Origin of the sequence: Neisseria uirgultaei, assembly GCF_962719845.1 — a bacterium.
Classification (GTDB): domain Bacteria; phylum Pseudomonadota; class Gammaproteobacteria; order Burkholderiales; family Neisseriaceae; genus Neisseria; species Neisseria bergeri.
In genome coordinates, this window is sequence record NZ_CAUIYF010000018.1 from 1 (window position 1) to 20,462 (window position 20,462).

General features: G+C 49.8%; 9 protein-coding genes and 5 pseudogenes. 3 read left to right on the forward strand and 11 right to left on the reverse strand.

The window, feature by feature from the left end:
- Positions 1-199: 199 nt before the first annotated feature.
- Positions 200-10,009 (forward strand): annotated as a pseudogene (locus Q9J32_RS09075) (ESPR-type extended signal peptide-containing protein); the annotation flags it as partial.
- Between the two features lie 669 nt (positions 10,010-10,678).
- A pseudogene (locus Q9J32_RS09080) lies at positions 10,679-11,377 on the forward strand (YadA family autotransporter adhesin); the annotation flags it as partial.
- 146 nt (positions 11,378-11,523) lie between these two features.
- Here the strand turns inward: Q9J32_RS09080 and Q9J32_RS09085 are convergent.
- The 6 genes and pseudogenes from Q9J32_RS09085 to hscB form a co-directional block, all read right to left on the reverse strand.
- Positions 11,524-11,739: pseudogene (locus Q9J32_RS09085) on the reverse strand (TonB-dependent receptor); the annotation flags it as partial.
- A 323-nt stretch (positions 11,740-12,062) separates the two neighbouring features.
- Positions 12,063-12,548 (reverse strand): annotated as a pseudogene (locus Q9J32_RS10130) (DNA gyrase C-terminal beta-propeller domain-containing protein); the annotation flags it as partial.
- A gap of 372 nt (positions 12,549-12,920) precedes the next feature.
- Positions 12,921-15,089 (reverse strand): annotated as a pseudogene (gyrA, locus tag Q9J32_RS09090) (DNA gyrase subunit A); the annotation flags it as partial.
- Between the two features lie 240 nt (positions 15,090-15,329).
- Positions 15,330-15,854 (reverse strand): ankyrin repeat domain-containing protein, encoded by a 525-nt coding sequence (locus tag Q9J32_RS09095; protein WP_301883351.1) that lies wholly within the window; start codon positions 15,852-15,854, stop codon positions 15,330-15,332.
- A 144-nt stretch (positions 15,855-15,998) separates the two neighbouring features.
- Entirely contained in the window at positions 15,999-16,307 is a 309-nt protein-coding gene (locus tag Q9J32_RS09100; RefSeq protein WP_003751092.1) for a hypothetical protein, read from the reverse strand.
- 127 nt (positions 16,308-16,434) lie between these two features.
- On the reverse strand, positions 16,435-16,935 hold the full coding sequence (hscB, locus tag Q9J32_RS09105) for a Fe-S protein assembly co-chaperone HscB (protein ID WP_301883349.1): 501 nt from the start codon (positions 16,933-16,935) through the stop codon (positions 16,435-16,437).
- Positions 16,936-17,016: 81 nt separating this feature from the next.
- On the opposite strand from hscB, the gene Q9J32_RS09110 reads away from it, so the two are divergent.
- Positions 17,017-17,238, forward strand: coding sequence for an alternative ribosome-rescue factor A (locus tag Q9J32_RS09110; RefSeq protein ID WP_301883348.1), 222 nt, complete (start codon positions 17,017-17,019; stop codon positions 17,236-17,238).
- Here the strand turns inward: Q9J32_RS09110 and iscA are convergent.
- The 5 genes from iscA to Q9J32_RS09135 all read right to left on the reverse strand — a co-directional run bounded on the left by iscA (position 17,198) and on the right by Q9J32_RS09135 (position 20,461).
- Positions 17,198-17,518: an iron-sulfur cluster assembly protein IscA gene (gene iscA / locus Q9J32_RS09115; protein WP_002216984.1), complete on the reverse strand. Its 321-nt coding sequence runs from the start codon at positions 17,516-17,518 to the stop codon at positions 17,198-17,200. The two genes, Q9J32_RS09110 and iscA, sit on opposite strands and share 41 nt — an antisense overlap.
- Before the next feature lie 86 nt (positions 17,519-17,604).
- Positions 17,605-17,991: a Fe-S cluster assembly scaffold IscU gene (gene iscU, locus Q9J32_RS09120; protein WP_002213175.1), complete on the reverse strand. Its 387-nt coding sequence runs from the start codon at positions 17,989-17,991 to the stop codon at positions 17,605-17,607.
- Positions 17,992-18,058: 67 nt separating this feature from the next.
- A complete protein-coding gene (locus Q9J32_RS09125) occupies positions 18,059-18,187 on the reverse strand; it encodes a hypothetical protein (protein WP_002234986.1) in 129 nt (42 codons plus the stop codon).
- Positions 18,188-18,366: 179 nt separating this feature from the next.
- Positions 18,367-19,029 carry a hypothetical protein gene (locus tag Q9J32_RS09130; RefSeq protein WP_301883343.1) on the reverse strand — a complete coding sequence of 221 codons (663 nt, stop codon included), beginning with the start codon at positions 19,027-19,029 and terminating at the stop codon, positions 18,367-18,369.
- A gap of 217 nt (positions 19,030-19,246) precedes the next feature.
- Positions 19,247-20,461, reverse strand: coding sequence for an IscS subfamily cysteine desulfurase (locus tag Q9J32_RS09135; RefSeq protein WP_301883340.1), 1,215 nt, complete (start codon positions 20,459-20,461; stop codon positions 19,247-19,249).
- Position 20,462: the final 1 nt, after the last annotated feature.

Consider the following 20,462-nt stretch of genomic DNA (forward strand, 5'->3'; position numbering starts at 1 on the left):
CCCCCCCCCCCCCCCCCCCCGCATTTGCGTAAGAAAGTGTAATCCCTTTAAGCATAAGGGAATGTTGACAATTAGAGCGATTCTCCTAACTGGGTTATTACAATACAATGGGACTGTCAATAATTGTGTATGGTCGTTTGCCGTCCGGCGGCCGGAAACGTCAAAAGCGCGGGCGGCGTATTGAAAACAGAGGGAATCAATGAACAAAATTTTCCGTGTCATTTACAGCCAGGCAACCCAATCTTGGGTGGCAGTATCCGAATTAACCAAAGCACACAAAAAACAAAGCTCATCGAGCGCCAAAAAAAGTGTGTCCGGCTCTTCGGCGAACCTTATTAAATCTTCGGCCATCGCATTGGCATTATTAAGCGGCCATTCGGCTTATGCGGCTGCTGAGACTGCTGCAAGTGGGTTGATTCAGATTAATTCAACAAAAGGGATGGCTACTGCAACAGGTAGCGACTCTATTGCTATTGGTAAAGATTCTAAGGCAGCTGGAAATAATGATTCACTTGCTATTGGTCATAGTGCACAAGCAACAGGAAACGATGGAGCATTAGCAATAGGTGGAGACTCAAAAGCCAGTGGAAAAAGCAATATAGCCTTAGGTTATCAAGCGCAAGCAAATAAAGATTTTGCTGTAGCTATCGGTAAGGGTGCTAGTGCTCAACAATTTAATAATGCTGTAGCTATTGGTGCAAACGCACAAGCAAATGGTGCTACATCGTTGGCATTGGGAATGGGATCGAAAGCTACAGGTCACGATAGTTATGCCATAGGCTATGGCAGTGATTCTATTGGAATGACATCAATAGCGTTTGGTCGACAAAGTAAAGCAAGTAAAGATTATGATATTGTTTTGGGTTCAGAAGCTAATACTCGAAATGTAGGTAAAGGTTATAGTATTGCCATTGGTGTTGGTGCTGTGTCGGGAAGTAACCAGGCTGTGAAAAATCTCAATGGTAATGATTCAGGCGGTGTAGCTATTGGTACTGGTGCTTATACTGGGGTAAATAAAAATAATATTTCTTTAAACTCTGCTGTTGCAGTAGGGGCTGGTGCCGGTGCTGGATACCGCAAGGTGAATACAGATGGATTACCGACGGACAATGCTACCGATGCCGATAATAATGCTACGGTATTGGTGAAAGCCTTTGGTGGCACTACCAAGACACTAGATTATTTCACAAATACAGGAAAGGCCAAGACTGATGGATTCTTTTCATTTCAAGGCGTAGATATTAATGAAGCCACAGCCTTAGGTCGTAATGCCCGTGCTATTGGGGACCAATCCGTAGCCATTGGCGCGCAATCCGTAGCAGGTCAGGGCTCTATCGTTATCGGTGGTAATGATATTCAAGCCTATGACAAAAAGAAATATTTTAAAGCGGCGAACCCTACAAGCGGAGCGGCTACCACTGTTAATGATTATGATGCTGAGACAACACCTGGTACAGGCAAGAAAAATCCAAAGGATACAGTACTTTCGGAACTTACGATTACTGAAAAATATAAAGAACTAGTTGGTGCAGCCTTAGATAATTCCTATCGTTCTAGCTATGGTCAAGATGGTTCGACCGTAATCGGTATGCAGGCCCATTCAACCACACCATTAGGTGTGGCGATTGGTACGAACTCAATCGTTAGAAAAGGTGCTTTTGGTGCCACAGCCATCGGTTCTGGGGCGTCCGTATTAGCGAATGCGGAGGCTGCGGTAGCCATCGGTATGGGTTCGGAAGCGCAAGGTAATTATGCGGTGGCTGCCGGTACGGCTGCTCGTGCCGAAGAATCTGCCGTAGCTGTCGGTTATAGCTCTAAGGCGGCAGTCTCTTCTGTTGCTGTCGGTAAAGGTGCAGTATCGGAAAAAGTGTCCGACATTGCCATCGGTCAAGGGGCGAAGGCTAAAGGTGAACAGGGTGCGATTGCCATGGGTTTAGGCACCATTGCACAAGGGCACTCATCTATTATGATTGGCGGGTCGGATATTAGCACGGCTGCGGATCAAGTTGTAAGCTATAGCAGAGAAAAAATGAACAAGGATGGCACACCTGAACTATACGATGGCAAAATTACGGAAGTAATCAATGGTAAAACTGTTACTCGTACTGTCAAATTAGTGCAAACCGAAACGGTGATGGGGAAAAAGCTTTCCGATGCGTACCGCGAAATCACTGGCTATTACCTGAATACCCTCCCCTTAGATTACAGCATCCCAGACAACAAAAATGGTCATGCCTCTATCTCGATGGGGATCCACTCTCTTTCTAAAGGAGCGATGGGCGTAGCGATTGGTACGGGTGCACGAGCAGATGCACTTGGTTCAATGGCATTGGGTACGGGTGCGCACGCCAGCATGCAAAATTCGGTGGCGATTGGTACGGGTGCAGTGGCTGATGAGGTGAGCAAAGGTACACGTCAAACGGATATTTCTTACGATGAAGATGGCAACGTGGTTGAAACCGGTTCGGCGAAGGCAAAATACACCTTCAGATGGGCGGGTGGTATTAACACGTCTGAAGGGGATGTGGTTTCCTTTGGTACACCGGGTGCAGAACGCCAGTTGAAAAACGTGGCGGCAGGTCGTGTGGCGGAAGATTCCACCGATGCGGTCAATGGTTCGCAGCTAAATGCGATCACCCGTTCACTTTCTCAAACCATTACTAATGGTTGGCAAGTGGGCGGCAATAATAAATTCCGCGTGTCTAACATTGGTAGCAATGACCGTGTGAACTTCCTAGATGGCTTGGGCACAGCGGTTAATATTGCTGAAATTAATCAAGCAGAAGACATAGATAACAATAAGCTGGTCAAAATTGGGAGTGATTTCTATAAAGCAAGCGATTTTACCACCGATGGTAAGTTGAAAGCTGGTGCACAAAAAGTGGCTGCTGCGAAGATTAAAAAACAACCGGCAGGTGCAAATGTTACATTTGATGTAAAAGAAGTGAACAGCACCTTATCGGTTAACTCTGTGGGTTTGAAAGTCACCACGGGGGAAGTGACGGCAAATTCTGATGGTACGATGAATACGCCAAACAACACCACTAAAGCAAAGAATGCAACGGTTACAACCGCGATGAATAATGCTGAAGGTGCATTGCTTACTAGCCAAGGAGTATGGCGTGAGAAAAATGATGCGTATCAACGCACAGAATTAGCGTATTTAGCAGCGGAGACTGCCTTAACCAAAGGAAAAGAAGCAGTTGAAGCAATACAAGCCGATATTGTAACAACACAGAAAGAGTTAAAGACAGCACAAGACACATTAGCAACAGACAAAGCCGCACTTACAAGAGCAGAGAATGAGGTACAAAGAAACCCAAATGACACTCAAAAACAAAGTGAACTGAATCAAGCCAAAGAGAAGGTAGGGGGCTCTCAGTTTGTTGTGGATCAACGCACGCAAAAATTGGCTCACCAACAGGCAACATTGACAGAGCGTCAAAACCGGGTGTTAGCGTTAGAACAAGAAAAAACTAATGCTGAGACAGTACGCAATACGGCAAAAGATGCTTATGATGTGGCAAATAGCGATTTAAACAAGAAAAAAGAGGCCTTTGATACTGCGAAGAAAGCCTTCGTTGCCGCCGGAGCAAACCAAATTGCCACCGTACAAAACGTGGCGGATTCTATCAACGCAAGCGGTTGGACATTACAACAAGGTACAGCCGATAAAGATCTCGTTCAGCCGGGTGATAAAGTCTCATTTGTGGATGGGAATGGTACGACTGTAACGGTGACAACGGATGCAGGGAAAAAACGTAGCGAAATCAAGTTTGATGTTGATAAAGCCGATCTGACGACAAATGCCGGCAAGGTGGTTGCACCGGATTTGAAAGAGCTGAACAAAGCGGTTGAAGATGCTCAAGCTGCTGTGAATAATGCAAAAGATGCAGATAATGCAGGCAGCACCGAGACGACGCAAAAAAACTTGAAAGAGGCTGAAGCTAAGCTGGCGACTGCACAACAGGCATACAACAAGGAAAACAATAAGGTAGCAACCGCACAAAGCGTTGCTACAGCAATTAATGATGCCTATTGGATTGCAGCTGCTTCAGGCAATGGCAAAAATGGTACGGATGACAATGTGAAAGCCGGCACCAAAGTTACTTTTGATGCGGGCAAAAACATTGAAATCGACCACAGCACAGCGAATAAATTTACCTTTAAAACAGTAGATAGCCCTGTGTTTACAACCGTTCAAATCGGTGGCGGCAAAGGTCCGAAAATCACCAGCAATGGTGATAACTTAAAAGTTACTAAAGCGGATGGCACAAGCCCGACCAAAATCACCAACGTAGCTAACGGTAGCGATGGCAACGATGCTGTAAACGTAAGCCAATTAAAAGCAAGCGGTTGGAAAGTTGCAGGAAATAGCAAAACTGAAGTTGACACCATCAATCCAAGCGAGCAAGTGAATTTCTTGGATGGTAGTGGCACAACCGTAACTGTTGAAAAAGATAAAGGTGCAGACGGCAAAGAAAACGGCAACGTCAACGTGAAATACGATGTGAAGTTGGGTAACGGTCTGGATAAGGACACTAGCGGCAACATTACCGTCAAATCTGCCGACAAATCGATTACCGTGTCTTCAGACGGCATTAAGGTCAATACCGACAATAAAACAATCACTGTCGGCACAGACGGCACAGTGAAGGCGGTTACAGGAACGATAGAAACGGTTACAGCTGCCAATAAAACCGAAAAAGCCGGCCAGGTGCGTGTTGCAGATGCGGAAAAAGGCAAGCTGGCTACGGTTGACACTGTGGCACAAGCGGTCAATTCTGCGAAATGGATGGCTAAAGCGACCAACACAGATGCAGAGATTGCAGATACGGATAAAACCAATGACAAAACAACAGCCGAAGGCATTGCCGCAGGCGATGAAGTAACCTTTACGGCGGGCAAAAACCTGCGTGTCAAACGCGAAGGTAAAAACTTCACCTTTGCAACGGATAAAGACGTATCGTTTGATTCTGTGAAAGTGGGTGCAGAGGACACGGCTGCGAACGGTAAAAAACCGGTTAACTTAACAACTGGAGTGGCAACAACTGCAAATAATCATGAGGCAGGAAACGCGCCGACGACTGCGTTGAATATCAGCAGCGGTACAGGTACAGATGCGAAACCGACGCAGATTACAGGCGTAGGTTCGGTGTTGAATACAACAACGGTTACAAGCGCACCGGACGGCACCGCGCCGGCAAACCAACCGAAATTAGTTAATTTAGGAACAGCTCACGGTCAAACAGAATTAGACAATAACATACTAAACTCTGCCGCCACTGTACGCGATTTGGCAAATATGGGCTGGAAAGTTTCGTCAAATAAAGTAACCGGCGCAGACGATAAGTCATACAGTGATGTGGTGAGAAATGCGGACGAAGTGAAATTCGTCGGCAAAAACGCCGCTAAAGTATCGGGTAAAACCGAGAACGGCGTACGCACTATTACCGTTGATGTGGAAGTGCCTGATGTAAAAACAGCCAAGCTGGTTTCAAGTACCGACGGTTCTGTGATTGCGCCGTCAACTGATTCCAAACTTCAAGACGCATTAAAAACTGCGAAAGACGAGTTGGTCGCATTGCCTAAAGATGCGACAGATGAACAGAAGAAAGAGGCTGAGAATAAAGTCAAAGATGCCGAAACGGCATTAAATAAGGCTTTGGATGAGAAAGGCGTTGCTACGGCCAAAAATGTTGCGGATATGATTAACAATTCCGGCTTTACGCTGAAGACTTCTGCCACTACCGACGGCAAGAAAGATGACACATCGGCAGGCAGCGAAGTCATCAAACCGGGCAAAACCGTTGAAATGGTTGCAGGTAAAAACTTAACCGTAAAACAGGAAGCGGACGGTAAAGTAACTTACAGCCTGAATCCGGAATTAATCAGCCTGACCAGCGCAGAGTTTAAAGCCGACGGCAAACCGACGATGAAAATCAGTTCAGACGGCATATTTATTACGCCGAATGGCAAAACTTCGCCTACCGTCAGCTTGACCGAAAACAGCTTAAACAACGGCGGCAATGCGATTACCCACGTGGCGGGCAACCTTAACGGCGCGAAAAGCGGTACGGACGCGCCGACAACTTCAGCAACAAAACCGACCGCACTTACCGAAACCAATGCGGCAACCGTAGGCGATGTATTGAATGCAGGCTGGAACTTGCAAGAAAAAGGTGCGGCAAAAGACTTTGTCAAAACCTACGACACCGTAAACTTCGCACAAGGCGACGGTACGGACGTGTCTGTCAGCGTGTCTGCCGACAAGCAGACCTCGACCGTGAAATACAGCGTCAAAGCCGCCGACAAATCTTTGGAAGTCGGCGCAAACGGCGTGAAGGTCAAGACTTCAGACGGCATCGAGACTACGACGGACGGTATTACCGTGAAAGCCGCCGATAAAACGCTTACGGTCGGCAAAGACGGCGTAAAAGTCAATACAGGCGCGATTGCCGCAGCAAATGGCGGCGAAGACCAAACCGCCAATCGCGGCAAGGTAACCGTTACCCCAAAAACCAAGGAAGACGGCACGACGGAAACACAGGCGGAGGCGGAAACCCGCGCCACTTCCGAAATTGCCACAGTGAAAAACGTTGCGGATGCAATCAACAGCGCGGCGTGGATTGCAAAAGTGGAAAACACGGACGACAGTGTGGATACGCCGACTGAAAACGATGAAGGCACGGCAGTCAAGGCGGGCGACACGTTGAACCTGAAAGCGGGCAAAAACCTGAAAGTCAACCGCACCGAGAAGGACATTACCTTTGCCTTGGCGAAGGACATTACGGTTGACACCGCCAATGTGGAAAACACGCTGAGCATCGGCAAAGACGGGGCGAAAGTCAATATTGCAAGCGGTGCGAACGGTCTGACCCTCACCGGCACGGAAATCGCCGCCGACGGCTCGACAAACAACAAAGCACCGGTCTATCTGAACGGTATCAAGCCGACCCTGACCGACACCTTGGCGGGCAGCCCAACCACGAACATTACCGGCAACATTGATACCGCCGCCTATCACCGCGCCGCCAGCGTTCAAGACGTGTTAAATGCCGGCTGGAACATCCGGGGCGCGAAACAGGCGGGCGGCAAGGTCGAAAACGTCGATTTCGTCCGCACTTACGATACCGTGGACTTTGTCAGCGGCAATAAGGCGACGACGGATGTTACCGTTGTTGCCAAAGAAGGCGGCAAAGGCGCAGTCGTTACCATTACCGCCATAAACGAAGCCGGCAGCATCACGACGACGGACGGCAAGGTTGTCGTCGGCACAAAAGGGCAGGCAGACACCGACCCTAAAGCAGGGGACAAAGTGGCAAAAACCGGCGATGTGGCAAACGCCATCAATCAGTCAGGATGGAAAACCAATGCGACCAAAATCGACGGCAAGGCGGCAACCGACGCAAACAAAACCCAATTAATCAACCCGGGCGATGCCGTCAATTACGAAAACGGCAACGGCACGGTTGCCAATGTGGAAGTTAAGCAAGGCAAGGACGGCAATCCCGATACAGTCAGCGTGAAATACGATGTCAAAGCCGCCGACAAATCTTTGGAAGTCGGTGCAGACGGCGTGAAGGTCAAGACTTCAGACGGCATCGAGACCACGACGAACGGCATTAAGGTTAAAGCCGCCGATAAAACGCTTACCGTCGGCAAAGACGGCGTAAAAGTCAATATAGGTGCGATTGCCGCAGCAAATGGCGGCGAAGACCAAACCGCCAATCGCGGCAAGGTAACCGTTATCCCCAAAACCAAGGAAGACGGCACGACGGAAACACAGGCGGAGGCGGAAACCCGCTCCGCTTCCGAGATTGCCACAGTGAAAAACGTTGCGGATGCAATCAACAGCGCGGCGTGGATTGCCAAAGTGGAAAACACGGACGACAGCGTGGATACGCCGACCGAAGACGATAAAGGCACGGCGGTCAAGGCGGGCGACACGTTGACGTTGACGGCGGGCAAAAACCTGCGCGTCAAACGCGACGGCGGCAAATTTACCTTTGCCACTGTGGAAACGCCCGAGTTTGAAGGCTTGAAACTGGTTCAAGGCGGCAACACTGTCAATATTGCGCCGACTGCAAACGGTTTGAGCTTCAGCCGTCCTGCCGCAACGGCAGGCGGGAAGGAGCAGCCGGTTACCCTTGGCGGCATAAGCAGTGGTTTGGAGAAATTCGACGCTGCCGATCCGAAAACCGAGGGGCTGTTGAACCTCAATAAAACCGAAACCGGCAAGACCGAACCGGTGGTAGGCGACAATACCGCCGCCACCGTGGGCGACTTGCGCGGTATGGGCTGGGTGCTTTCTGCCGATAAGAAAACAGACAATCTCGCTGAGACTTACAACGCGCAGGTAAAAAATGCCGAAGAAGTGAAATTCGTGGGCGCGTCGGGCGTTATCGTTTCCGGTAAAACGGATGGCAATGTCCGCACTATTACGGTGGGCGTGGATCACCAGCTTGCGACGAACAATTCGGTCAAACCCGTGGAATATACCAAGAAAGACGGAACAAAAGTCTATCCGAAAACCGTAACCAATGGCGGCAAGACGGAAACCAAGTTTTATCTGAATGCCGACGGTACGGGAGACGAAGTGCCGGCAGGCGACGTAATCGTTTCGGTCAACGGCGCGAACGGCACGACATCTCCGACCACTTTGTCGAATGTCAAATCAAACCTCCCTGAAACACGCAACACGGCGGATGCCGGCAATCCGGCAAGCAAATCGCAATCCGCCCCGACAATCGGTACGGCGGACGGCAATGTGAATGCGAACAACGCCGCCACCGTGGGCGACGTGTTAAACAGCGGCTGGAACTTGAAGGGCAACGGAAGTGCGGTTGATTTTGTCAGGGCGTATGACACCGTGAACTTTGTAAACGGCAAGGGAACGACGGTCAGCATCGAAACCGACGGTGCGGAAAGCCGGGTGAAGGTGGATGTGGATACGGCGGATTTGACCGCGTCAAACGGCAAAATCAGTGTGCCCGATTTGAAAACATTGGAAGATGCAGTAGAGAAGGCAAAAGCTGATGCCGACGCGAACCCGACGGATGAGACGAAAAAAACCGCATTGGCAAAGGCGGAAGCCGATTTGGCGAAGGAGCAAAATAAAGGCGTGACGGCGCAGAATGTGGCAAAAGCCATTAACGAGTCGGGCTTTACGCTGAAGACTTCCGCCACTGCCGCCGACGACAATCTGACTGCTGATAATACCCTGAAGAACAACGGGGAAGTCATCAATCCGGGTAAAACCGTTGAAATGGTTGCAGGTAAAAATCTGACCGTGAAACAGGATGCGGGCGGCAAAGTCACTTATGCGACCAAAGACGACGTTGAGTTTGCAACCGTGAAAATCGGTAAAGATGAAGACGGCAAAAAACCGGTCAGCCTGACGACGGAAGCAGCTAAAGAAGCATCCAATAACGATGCGGCAAACAAACCGGCAACGGCACTGAAAATCTCTTCAGACGGCAAACCGGCCCAACTTGTCGGCGTGGCATCGGTGTTGAATACAAGCGAAGTAAGCACAAAACCGAACGGCGATAAAAAGGCGGACGGTAAGCCGGCAGAGTCGAAAACGGAAAAACTGATCGATTTGGCAGGTACAAAAGCTGCACCAGTGAACAAGAACGCCGCCGCAACCGTAGGCGATTTGCAAAATATGGGCTGGGTGGTATCGACCAAAGACGGCAACGGCTACACCGATGTCGTGAAGAACGCCAACGAAGTGGACTTCAAAGGAGGCAACGGCATCGAGGTGCGCGGAAGCACCGCCGCCGACGGCACACGCGTGATTACCGTGTCTGCCAAAGAAGGCAAGGTGACCAACAAAGTCGAGATAACCAAAAACGACGGCTCGAAAGTTCACGCGGTCATCATTGACGGCAAATACTATGAGCGCGATGAAAACGGGAAACCGAAGACGAAGACGGAAATTCCCGCTGCGGATATTAAATCGGCAGACAATGGCGGCTCGGGCTTTGTAACCGGCAACACGGTCGCCAATGCAATCAACGATTCGGGATGGAACGTGGGTTTGGCAGATGGGAAAAAGGCAGAAGCCGCATTTGCAGGCGGCGGCAAAGCCTTGTCCTACTCCGACGATGAGCTTGAAAAAGTCAATCCAGACGACAACCTCCGCTTTGCCGACGGCAAAAACACCAAGGTCAAGGCGGCGACTGTGGATGAAATCAATACGGACGGCAGGAAAATTACCAATACTTATGTGAAATTCGATGTCGAACTGCCCATCGGTCAGATTGAAAACGTTTCCCGCGATGCAGAAGGCAACGCAGTGAAAAAAGTCGGCGATAAATGGTATCCCGCCGATCAGGTCAATGAGGACGGCACGTTGAAAAATCCGGGCAATTCGACCGCGCTTTCCGACGAAGAGGCGGAAAAGGTTGCAACGGGCAATGTGGCGGCAATGGATCCTGAAAATAAGGGCGACAAATACAAATCTGCCAATCAGGTCGAAAAGGGCCTGACTCCGGTACAAATGGGCGAACTTGCCGGCAAACAGGCCGCAGCCGCCGAAGCGGCGAAACTCAAAATCGAAAACCTGCTGAAAAATCAGCCGAAAGATGTTGTTGATGCCGCCGCCGAGGTCGCTGTAAAAGCAGCGAAAGACGAGGCGAAGGCGCAATATCTGAAAGAGAAGGGTTTGGATAAGGGTACGGGCGGCACGGTCATTTCCAATTTGGCGCGCGGTACTGCGCCGGGCGATGCCGTAAACGTCGATCAGCTGCAAAACAGCGGTTGGAATTTGGATTCCAAAGCGGTTGCAGGTTCTTCGGGCAAAGTCATCAGCGGCAATGTTTCGCCGAGCAAGGTAAAGATGGATGAAACCGTCAACATTGATGCCGGCAACAACATCGAGATTACCCGCAACGGTAAGAATATCGGCATCGCCACTTCGATGACTCCGCAGTTTTCCAGCGTTTCGCTCGGTGCGGGGGCGGATGCGCCCACTTTGAGCGTGGATGGGGACGCATTGAATGTCGGCAGTAAGAAGGACAACAAACCCGTCCGCATTACCAATGTCGCCCCGGGCGTTAAAGAGGGGGATGTTACAAACGTTGCACAACTTAAAGGCGTGGCGCAAAACTTGAACAACCGCATCGACAATGTGGACGGCAACGCGCGTGCGGGCATCGCCCAAGCGATTGCAACCGCAGGTTTGGTTCAGGCCTATTTGCCCGGCAAGAGTATGATGGCGATCGGCGGCGGCACTTATCGCGGCGAAGCCGGTTATGCCATCGGCTACTCCAGTATTTCCGACGGCGGAAATTGGATTATCAAAGGCACGGCTTCCGGCAATTCGCGCGGCCATTTCGGTGCTTCCGCATCTGTCGGTTATCAGTGGTAAGGGCTTTTTCGCCTGTCTGCTGTTGGGGCAGGCGGAAGGTTTGAAGGAAGGGCGGCGATTTGCCGCCCTTTTTATTTGGGCGTGCCGCATTTTCAACCTATGCCGTCTGAAAGGGCCTTCAGACGGCATTTCTTTAAAACGGCAGCTTAGAAGCGGTAGTTCAAACAGAAGACAAACTCTCTGCCGTGTTCGTAGAACGGTACGCGCCCGTCGCCGTCGGGGAAGCGTTGGTTGTGCGAACGGTATTTTTTGTTGCCGATGTTGTTGACGGCAAAGTTGACGTTCATATTGTCTTTGCCCAAAGGCTGCCAGTTGGCATAAATGTCGTGTACGCCGTAGCCGCTTTTAACGGATTTGACCGTCCATTTTTTATTAATATATTGTTTTCTATAATCTTTAAAAAGGATGCAATATGCTTTTGATAAGTTAAAGTCGGGAAGCTGTTTTCAAATTTTATAGTGGATTAACAAAAACCGGTACGGCATTGCCTCGCCTTAGCTCAAAGAGAACGATTCTCTAAGGTGCTGAAGCACCAAGTGAATCGGTTCCGTACTATTTATACTGTCTGCGGCTTCGTCGCCTTGTCCTGATTTTTGTTAATCCGCTATATTGTGAGAAGCCGGATGACGGATGAGTGATAAAATAAATGCCGTCTGGATCTTCAGACGGCATCGGGAGATGATTTTCAGTTCCCGGCTTCCGGTTCGGTTACACCGGAAATTACAGAAGCGTCGGAGGGGTCGGATTCGGATTCTTCTTCGGCAACACGTTCCAGCGATACCAAGGTTTCGCCCTCGTCCAAGTTAATCAGTTTCACGCCTGCTGCGGCGCGGCCGGTTTCGCGGATTTGTCCGACTTTGGTGCGGATAAGCACGCCGCCGCTGGTAATCAGCATCAGGTCATCGGTTTCGCCGACCAAGGTTGCGGCGACCAAATCGCCGTTGCGCTCGCCGGTGTTGATGGCAATATTGCCTTGCCCGCCTTTGTTTTTGCGGCTGTAATCGGCAATCGGGGTACGTTTGCCGTAGCCGTTGGCAGTGGCGGTCAGCACTTGCAAATCGCTTTGAGCGGCTTCGGGGGCGAAAGTAATCAGGCTGACGATTTTGCCGTCGGCAGGCAGGCGCATACCGCGTAAGCCGCCGCTGCCGCGACCGGACGGACGGACGCCGTTATTTGCTTTTTTTAGGTAAGAATATGTCGAAGGTCTGCGAATTATTTTTTCAAAATATTCGTTCACGTCGCCATCTACATTTTCATCGTAAGTACGATAATCTTCTTGTTCGTTATCTTCATAATCATGTTGATGAATATCATTAGGACGTTCATTAACTACGATAGTGGCAACTTTAATTTTTTGTTCTCGAGAAAAAGTTGAAGTGAACTCAATAATCGGCTTTAAGAGTTCTTCCATTTCTTCATCCCATTCCAAAGAATTTTCTTCGTTTCCTAACAGTAACTCGGAAATTACGCCATTGTTTGCGCTGCTTCGTTCATTAAATTGATGTATAAAAGGTTCATATAATTCGACTAATTGCTTGATTACTTCATCGTTGGATTCACTAAATCTCAAAGCTTTACCTAAATTAGAAAATAGCATTACATCATCTGAACCAGTGGTACGTGATGCTCCTATCAAGTAATCTCCCTCGTTTAATGCGATGGCTTTGATGCCTTGGGCGCGGACGTTTTTAAAGGCGGAAAGTTGGACTTTTTTCACCATGCCTTGTGCGGTGGCGAAGAAGACGTATTGGTCTTCGGGAAATTCGCGGACAGCGAGGATGGCACTGACTTTTTCGCCGTCTTCCAACTGGATGACGTTGTTAATCGGACGGCCGCGGCTGTTTCGTCCGCCTTCGGGCAGCTTGTAAACCTTAATCCAGTGGCACTTGCCGAGGTTGGTAAAACACATCAAATAGTCATGCGTGTTCGCAACGAACAGGGTTTCGATGAAGTCTTCGTCTTTGGTGGCCGCCGCCTGTTTGCCGCGCCCGCCGCGACGCTGCGCCTGATAGTCGGTGGTCGGCTGGGTTTTGATGTAGCCGCCGTGGGTCAGGGTAACGACCATTTCGCGTTGCGGAATCAGGTCTTCATCGGCAATGTCGCCGCCGAACGGGTTGATTTCGCTGCGGCGTTCGTCGCCGAAATTGGTTTTGGTTTCTTCCAATTCTTCGCGGATGATTTGGGTGATGCGTTCCGGTTTCGCCAAAATGTCCAAAAAGTCGATGATTTTTGCCATGATGTTTTTGTAATCGCCGACGATTTCTTCTTGGTCAAGGCCGGTCAGGTTGCGCAGGCTCATACGCAGGATGGCGTCGGCTTGGATTTCGCTCAGATAATAGCCTTGTTCCTGTAAGCCGAGGTTGGTGGGCAGGCCTTCGGGGCGCGCCATGCGCAGGTCGAGGTCGGTACGGCTCAGCATGTCTTCCACCAAGCCGCTGCGCCATGCGCGGGACAGCAGTTTTTCTTTGGCTTCGGGCGCGTCGGCGGATTCTTTAATCAACTGAATCATCTCGTCGATATTGGACAGGGCGACGGCTTTACCTTCGGCGATATGGCCTTCATGACGCGCTTTTTTCAGGCGGAACAGGGTGCGGCGGGTAACGACTTCGCGACGGTGGCGCAGGAATTCCGCCAAAATCTGTTTCAGGTTCAACAGGCGCGGCTGACCGTCAACCAAGGCAACCATATTGATGCCGAAGCTGTCTTGAAGCTGGGTGAGTTTGTAGAGTTGGTTTAAAACGACTTCGGCGTTTTCGTTACGTTTCAATTCGATAACGACGCGCATACCGGATTTGTCGGATTCGTCGCGCAGGTCGGATACGCCTTCCAACGTTTTTTCGCGCACCAGTTCGCCGATTTTTTCCACCAGCTTGGCTTTGTTCACCTGATACGGAATTTCGTCGATGATGATGGCTTCGCGTTCGCCGTTTTTGCCTATGGGTTCGATATGGGTTTTACCGCGCATAACGACGCGGCCGCGGCCGGTTTTATAGCCTTCGCGCACGCCGCTCAAGCCGTAGATGGTTGCGCCGGTCGGGAAATCGGGGGCTTGCAGGATATTGATTAATTCGTCGATTTCGGTTTCCGGTTCGTCCAAAAGACGCAGACAGGCGTTGATGGTGTCGGTGAGGTTATGCGGCGGAATGTTGGTCGCCATACCGACGGCGATACCGGACGAGCCGTTGACCAACAGCGCGGGAAAGCGAGTCGGCAACACCAGCGGCTCGTGTTCGCTGCCGTCGTAGTTCGGACCGAAATTGACGGTTTCTTCTTCGATGTCCGCCAGCATTTCGTGGGCGATTTTCGCCATGCGGATTTCGGTATAACGCATCGCCGCAGCGCCGTCGCCGTCAACCGAACCGAAGTTGCCCTGACCGTCGATTAAGACGTAGCGCATCGAGAAATCCTGCGCCATGCGCACGATGGTGTCGTAAACCGCGGAATCGCCGTGCGGATGGTATTTACCGATGACGTCGCCGACGATACGCGCCGATTTTTTGTAGGCGGCATTCCAGTTGTTTTTCAGCTCGTGCATGGCGTAAAGCACGCGGCGGTGTACGGGTTTGAGACCGTCGCGCACGTCCGGCAGCGCGCGCCCGACAATGACGCTCATGGCGTAGTCGAGATAGCTTTTTCGCATCTCGTCTTCAAGGCTGACGGGCAGGGTTTCGAGGGCGAATTTGTGGTCGTTGCGGATGGTTGCGTCGGTCATGGTTTCAATGTTTCGTATGGCAAAAAATTGTTGCTTATTTTAGCATATTTCAACATGAAACGGTGCGGCGGCCGGATATGCCGTCTGAAAGGCGCGGGCAAAATGCGGAGGGAAGCGTCCGGCTTCCACAAATTTGTACAGGCGGCATTTCAGACGGCATCGGGGCATAATCCTTTCCATAGGAAAACGGGACGGAGGGGAAGATGTGGTAGCCGCCTTCGCCTTGCTTCTTTTTGTCTCTTACGCATATTGCTCCATTAATGCCACGATAGGCATTAGCTCCGGTTCTGAATCTGAGCGATAGCTGTCTATAACTGTTTCGTTTCCATTAAAAAAATGAACATTAGCACCACTATCAAGCATAGCTTTCAAAACATCTAATCGTTCGGGCATATAGCCTATCATTGCTAGAGGAATCATATTGTCTTCATCGGCTATATTCGGATTTGCTCCTGCCTCCAGCAACGCTAATGCTGCATCGCCGTTTCTGGCACGCATGGCGTAATGTAGTGGAGTCATGCCGTATATATCTTGGGCATTGACTGCTACGCCTTTGTCCAGATAGAACCGGACGGTTTCTAGCGGTGAAGGACTGTGAGGATTCATATTAATGCGGTGCAGATAGCTCCATTTTTCAGACGGCGTGATTTTCAAAGGATCAAACTGGCCGCTGTCTGCCGTTTTTTGCAGAAATTTGATATCGCCTAGTCTGTTCGCCCGAACAACCTGCATGTCGATATCATTTTTATAAGGATCTAGTCTCATTTTATTTTCCTGTCGTTAAAAATTTTTCCATATCATCTCTAATATCTTCTAAGTCATCAATACCTGGTTTCTCATAGCGATGACTCAAATTATCCTTAGCATTTTCCAGCTTAAAGATACTCGGCCGCGCATTAACATAATCGTTCAATTGTTGTGATGGCGTATCGTGCCGATGACGGTGATTGGTGGGACGTATTGGCGTTTTTCGATTTGGAGGAACAGGTGGGTGAAGACGGTATATTTTCGGATGGGAATGCGAGGAGGAAAAACGGGCGGATTGAAAAAGTTTGATGTGCAGGTATGTGTGCTTTCGGGACGGTCTTTGCCGAAGCTGATGCCGATTTTGGCATGCCGTCCGAAGAAGGCTTTTCTGCCGGTAAAGGATAGAATGGGGGCAATGCCGAAACGCTGGCGCACGTCATTAAAAAACGGATGCAGGCGGAGGTTCGGCATTGCCTCCCACAAAAATGTTATTTTTTTTTGATGTTCCTCCACGGCTTTTGTCTGTTGTGGGCGGGTAGCCCTATGTTCGGACGGCATGGCGTATGAAGCGGGTATGCCGTCTGAAACGCGGTGCGGATTATAATGCGGAGGAGATTTCGTTGCGGAGTTTGTCGAGAAACCTGCCTTGGCGGACTTGTTGTGCGGCGGTGTCGCAGTCTTGGCGCGCGAATGACTGTTTCAGACCGCAGAACAGTTTTTCTTGTTCGGCGCGGATTTCGTTATCGAGATTTTTCAAGGATTCAAGGTCTTTGCCCGCCCGTGCCTCCATCAGCGTTTCGCGCCATTCCATTTGCTGCATAAGAAATTCGGGGGCGAAAGAGGTATGCTCTGGCGCGTCGGCATTGATACCCGATGTCTTCAGCAGGTAGGCGGCGCGGTCGATGGGGTTTTTCAAGGTGCGGTAGGCATCGTTGATGGTGGACGACATCATCACAGCCTGTTTTTGCTCGAAGGCGGAAGCTGAAGCGAATTTGTCAGGATGGAAGCGGGCAGCCAAGGCGCGGTAGGTTTGTTCCAAGTTTTCGGTGTCGATATCGAAGGCGGGTTCAATCCGGAAGAGGGTGAAATATTGGGACATAGTAGAATGATAAATGTAAGATTTTGGCAGAAAACTGTTTTTGCCTTATAATCTGCTGTTTCTTAAACAAAAGGACTGAATATGGGCGGCAAAGTGCAGCACAATAAAGGCAAAATACGTGACAATGCTTTAAAAGCCTTAGTGAAATCTGATTTGTTCCGGTACAAGGTGGAACGGAAAAGGAAAGGCAAAGGCAGCTACAACAGGCAGGAAGCGAAAAAATGGCGGGACGGTTTTGATACTGTCCCGCCGTTTTTATGCCTTAAACGTGGAAGCTCTCGCCGCAGCCGCAGGAGTCTTTGACATTGGGGTTTTCAAATTTGAAACCTTCCTGCAAACCTTCTTTGGTGTAATCGACTTGCGTGCCGTCCAGATAAACCAAGCTTTTCGGATCGATATAAATGCGCGCGCCGTGTCCTTCGAAAATCAGGTCGTCGCCGTCGGCTTCATCGACAAATTCAAGGTTGTACGCCATACCCGAGCAGCCGCTGGTTTTCACGCCCAAGCGTACGCCCAAGCCTTTGCCGCGTTTGGCGAGATAGTCATTGATGTGTTTTGCGGCATTCTCGGTAAGGGTAATCATATTTCTTCCTTGTTGAGCCGCCCCGGAAAGAACCGAAGCGGCGGGCGGTTCAGACGGCATTGCGGGACGATGCCGTCTGAAGGGGTTTATCTGTTTTCCTGACGTTTGCGGTAGTCGGCAACGGCTGCCTTTACCGCATCTTCCGCCAAAATGGAGCAGTGGATTTTTACCGGCGGCAATTCCAATTCCTCGGCGATTTCGCTGTTTTTGATTGCCAGCGCGTCATCCAGACTTTTGCCTTTGACCCACTCGGTAATCAGGCTGGACGAAGCGATGGCGGAACCGCAGCCGTAGGTTTTGAACTTCGCATCTTCGATGATGCCTTCATCGTTCACTTTGATTTGCAGGCGCATCACGTCGCCGCAGGCGGGCGCGCCGACCATACCGGTGCCGACAGACTCGTCGTTTTTGTCGAAAGTGCCGACGTTGCGTGGGTTTTCGTAGTGGTCGATTACTTTATCGCTGTATGCCATGATGTGGTTTCCTTAATGTTTTTTGATGGTTTAAGTGGTTTGTTTGCCGGTTTTCAGACGGCATGAGTCAGATTTTGCACGCGCCGCCTTCGCAGCCGTCGTCGTTTTCCGAATCGACGCCGCCTTCCACGGTAACGCCGTCAAAATCTTCAAGCAGGTTGTCGAGATTGTCCAAATCTAAATCTTGTTCGTTCATGGTTTTGTATCCTTGATTTTAATGTGGTGGCTTTTAGGTCGTCTGAAAGGGTCTTTTTGAGGTTTCAGACGACCTTTTTTTGTTTTTGTACGGGTTGGGTTGTCAAAACTAACATTTCGGGCGGTTTAACGGATTTATTGTTTTTTAACCTAATCTACCTACGTTTGCTAGCTTTATCATTACATGCTCAAGGAGAGAGAGGAGGTGGAAGAAGGTGTATCAGTTGGAAATTTTAATTCTAGTTTTTGCAAAACTTCTCTATCAGATAAAGCACAAGCGTTACCGTCCTTATCTACAATTAAAATATTCCCATAATCAACGCTAGAACTATCTTTTGATGAACTTTTCTTTTCATTAATCAATACTTGTAAATACTCTTTTAGTTGTATTAAATTATTCAATGGTTGGAAATATCGACACAACGAATTTGATTCACATGGATAACAATTTAACTCCCATGGTTTACCATAAGGTTCGAAACCAAGCCCTTCGCCTATAAAATCAATATATGTTTGCGCCCTCAACTCAAGCTTTAGTTTTTTATCTAAATACCCCCAAATAACGAAATGTGATTTACACGCAGGATATTTTTCCTGTATGTTCTCGATTGCTTCCTCAAGATTAGAATATTTATTTCTCTCGCTCTCTCTTTCTTGCTCTAAATTCAAGCCACGCTTGAATTCAATAATAAAAAATGAATTTCCTTCATAAAATATCGCATCACCAACCTTTTCTGCAGTGCCTGATAGTGGCATTGCTGCGGCTTCTAAAAATTTTCGTGCAAACGCATATTCAACGGTTTTCTCATACCATGTTACTTTTATAGTATTAGTATTATTCATCTTTACTCCTTGTTTATCTACAGATATTACCATTTGTTACCGTAATACTTACCTTTTGGAATTGTTCTAACTATGTAACTACATTAAAAGCCCGTTGACTTAACTATAATCCAATTATTAAACGAAGCACGTGTGTATAGTCATTCAGATGCTTTTCCAGCAACTTAAAACGCGAATATGGACATCCGCGTTCCATTTTGCCGAGTGCAGGCTGCTTTTAATGCGCCGCCCATTCAATCGAGTTCAAATCAATCCCGTCTTTGAACATTTCCCACAGCGGCGACAGTTCGCGCAGTTTGCCGATTTTGGATTTAATCAGTTCGGCGGCGAATTGCACTTCTTCTTCGGTGGTCATACGGCCGAAGGTGATACGCAGGGACGAGTGTGCCAATTCGTCATTTCTGCCCAATGCGCGCAGGACGTAGCTGGGTTCGAGCGAGGCGGAGGTGCAGGCGGAGCCGCTGGATACGGCGAGTTCTTTCACCGCCATAATCAGGCTTTCGCCTTCGACGAAGTTGAAGCTGACGTTCAGGTTGTTCGGGGCGCGGTGTTCGAGGTCGCCGTTGATATAGACTTCTTCGATGCCTTCGATGCCTTTGAGGAAGATGTCGCGCAGTTTGCGGTAGTGCGCCATGTCTTGCTCGAGTTCTTCTTTGGCGATGCGGAAGGCTTCGCCCATACCGACGATTTGGTGGGTCGGCAATGTGCCGCTGCGGAAGCCGCGTTCGTGGCCGCCGCCGTGCATTTGGGCTTCGAGGCGGACGCGGGGTTTGCGGCGGACGTACAGTGCGCCGATGCCTTTGGGACCGTACACTTTGTGGCCGGACATGGACAGCAGGTCGATTTTGGCGGCTTCGACATCGACAGGCACTTTGCCGCAGGCTTGGGCGGCATCGACGTGGAAAATGATTTTGCGTTCGCGGCAGATTTCTCCGATGGCGGGAATGTCTTGCACTACGCCGATTTCGTTGTTCACCCACATCACGGAAATCAGGATGGTGTCGTCGCGGATGGCGGCTTTGAGTTCTTCCAAATCGATTAAACCGTTTTCCTGCACGCCGAGGTAGGTTACTTCAAAACCTTGGCGTTCGAGTTCGCGCATGGTGTCGAGTACGGCTTTGTGTTCGGTTTTGACGGTGATGAGGTGTTTGCCTTTGGTTTTGTAGAAGTTTGCCGCACCTTTGATGGCGAGGTTGTCGGACTCGGTCGCGCCGCTGGTGAAGACGATTTCTTTGAGGTCGGCGTTAATCAGGGCGGCGATGTCGGCGCGGGCTTTTTCGACGGCCTCTTCTGCTTCCCAGCCGAATGCGTGGCTGTTGGAGGCGGGGTTGCCGAAGGTTTCGGTCAGATAGGGAATCATTTTTTCGGCAACGCGTTTGTCAACGGGTGTGGTGGCGGCGTAGTCGAGGTAAACGGGGGTTTTGACGGTCATG

Bases quoted from the DNA above. Each gene is read 5' to 3' on its own strand.
- Q9J32_RS09095 (WP_301883351.1), bottom strand. From the start codon at position 15,854: ATGAGACTAGATCCTTATAAAAATGATATCGACATGCAGGTTGTTCGG.
- Q9J32_RS09100 (WP_003751092.1), bottom strand. From the start codon at position 16,307: ATGCCGAACCTCCGCCTGCATCCGTTTTTTAATGACGTGCGCCAGCGT.
- hscB (WP_301883349.1), bottom strand. From the start codon at position 16,935: ATGTCCCAATATTTCACCCTCTTCCGGATTGAACCCGCCTTCGATATC.
- Q9J32_RS09110 (WP_301883348.1), top strand. From the start codon at position 17,017: ATGGGCGGCAAAGTGCAGCACAATAAAGGCAAAATACGTGACAATGCT.
- iscA (WP_002216984.1), bottom strand. From the start codon at position 17,518: ATGATTACCCTTACCGAGAATGCCGCAAAACACATCAATGACTATCTC.
- iscU (WP_002213175.1), bottom strand. From the start codon at position 17,991: ATGGCATACAGCGATAAAGTAATCGACCACTACGAAAACCCACGCAAC.
- Q9J32_RS09125 (WP_002234986.1), bottom strand. From the start codon at position 18,187: ATGAACGAACAAGATTTAGATTTGGACAATCTCGACAACCTGCTTGAA.
- Q9J32_RS09130 (WP_301883343.1), bottom strand. From the start codon at position 19,029: ATGAATAATACTAATACTATAAAAGTAACATGGTATGAGAAAACCGTT.
- Q9J32_RS09135 (WP_301883340.1), bottom strand. From the start codon at position 20,461: ATGACCGTCAAAACCCCCGTTTACCTCGACTACGCCGCCACCACACCC.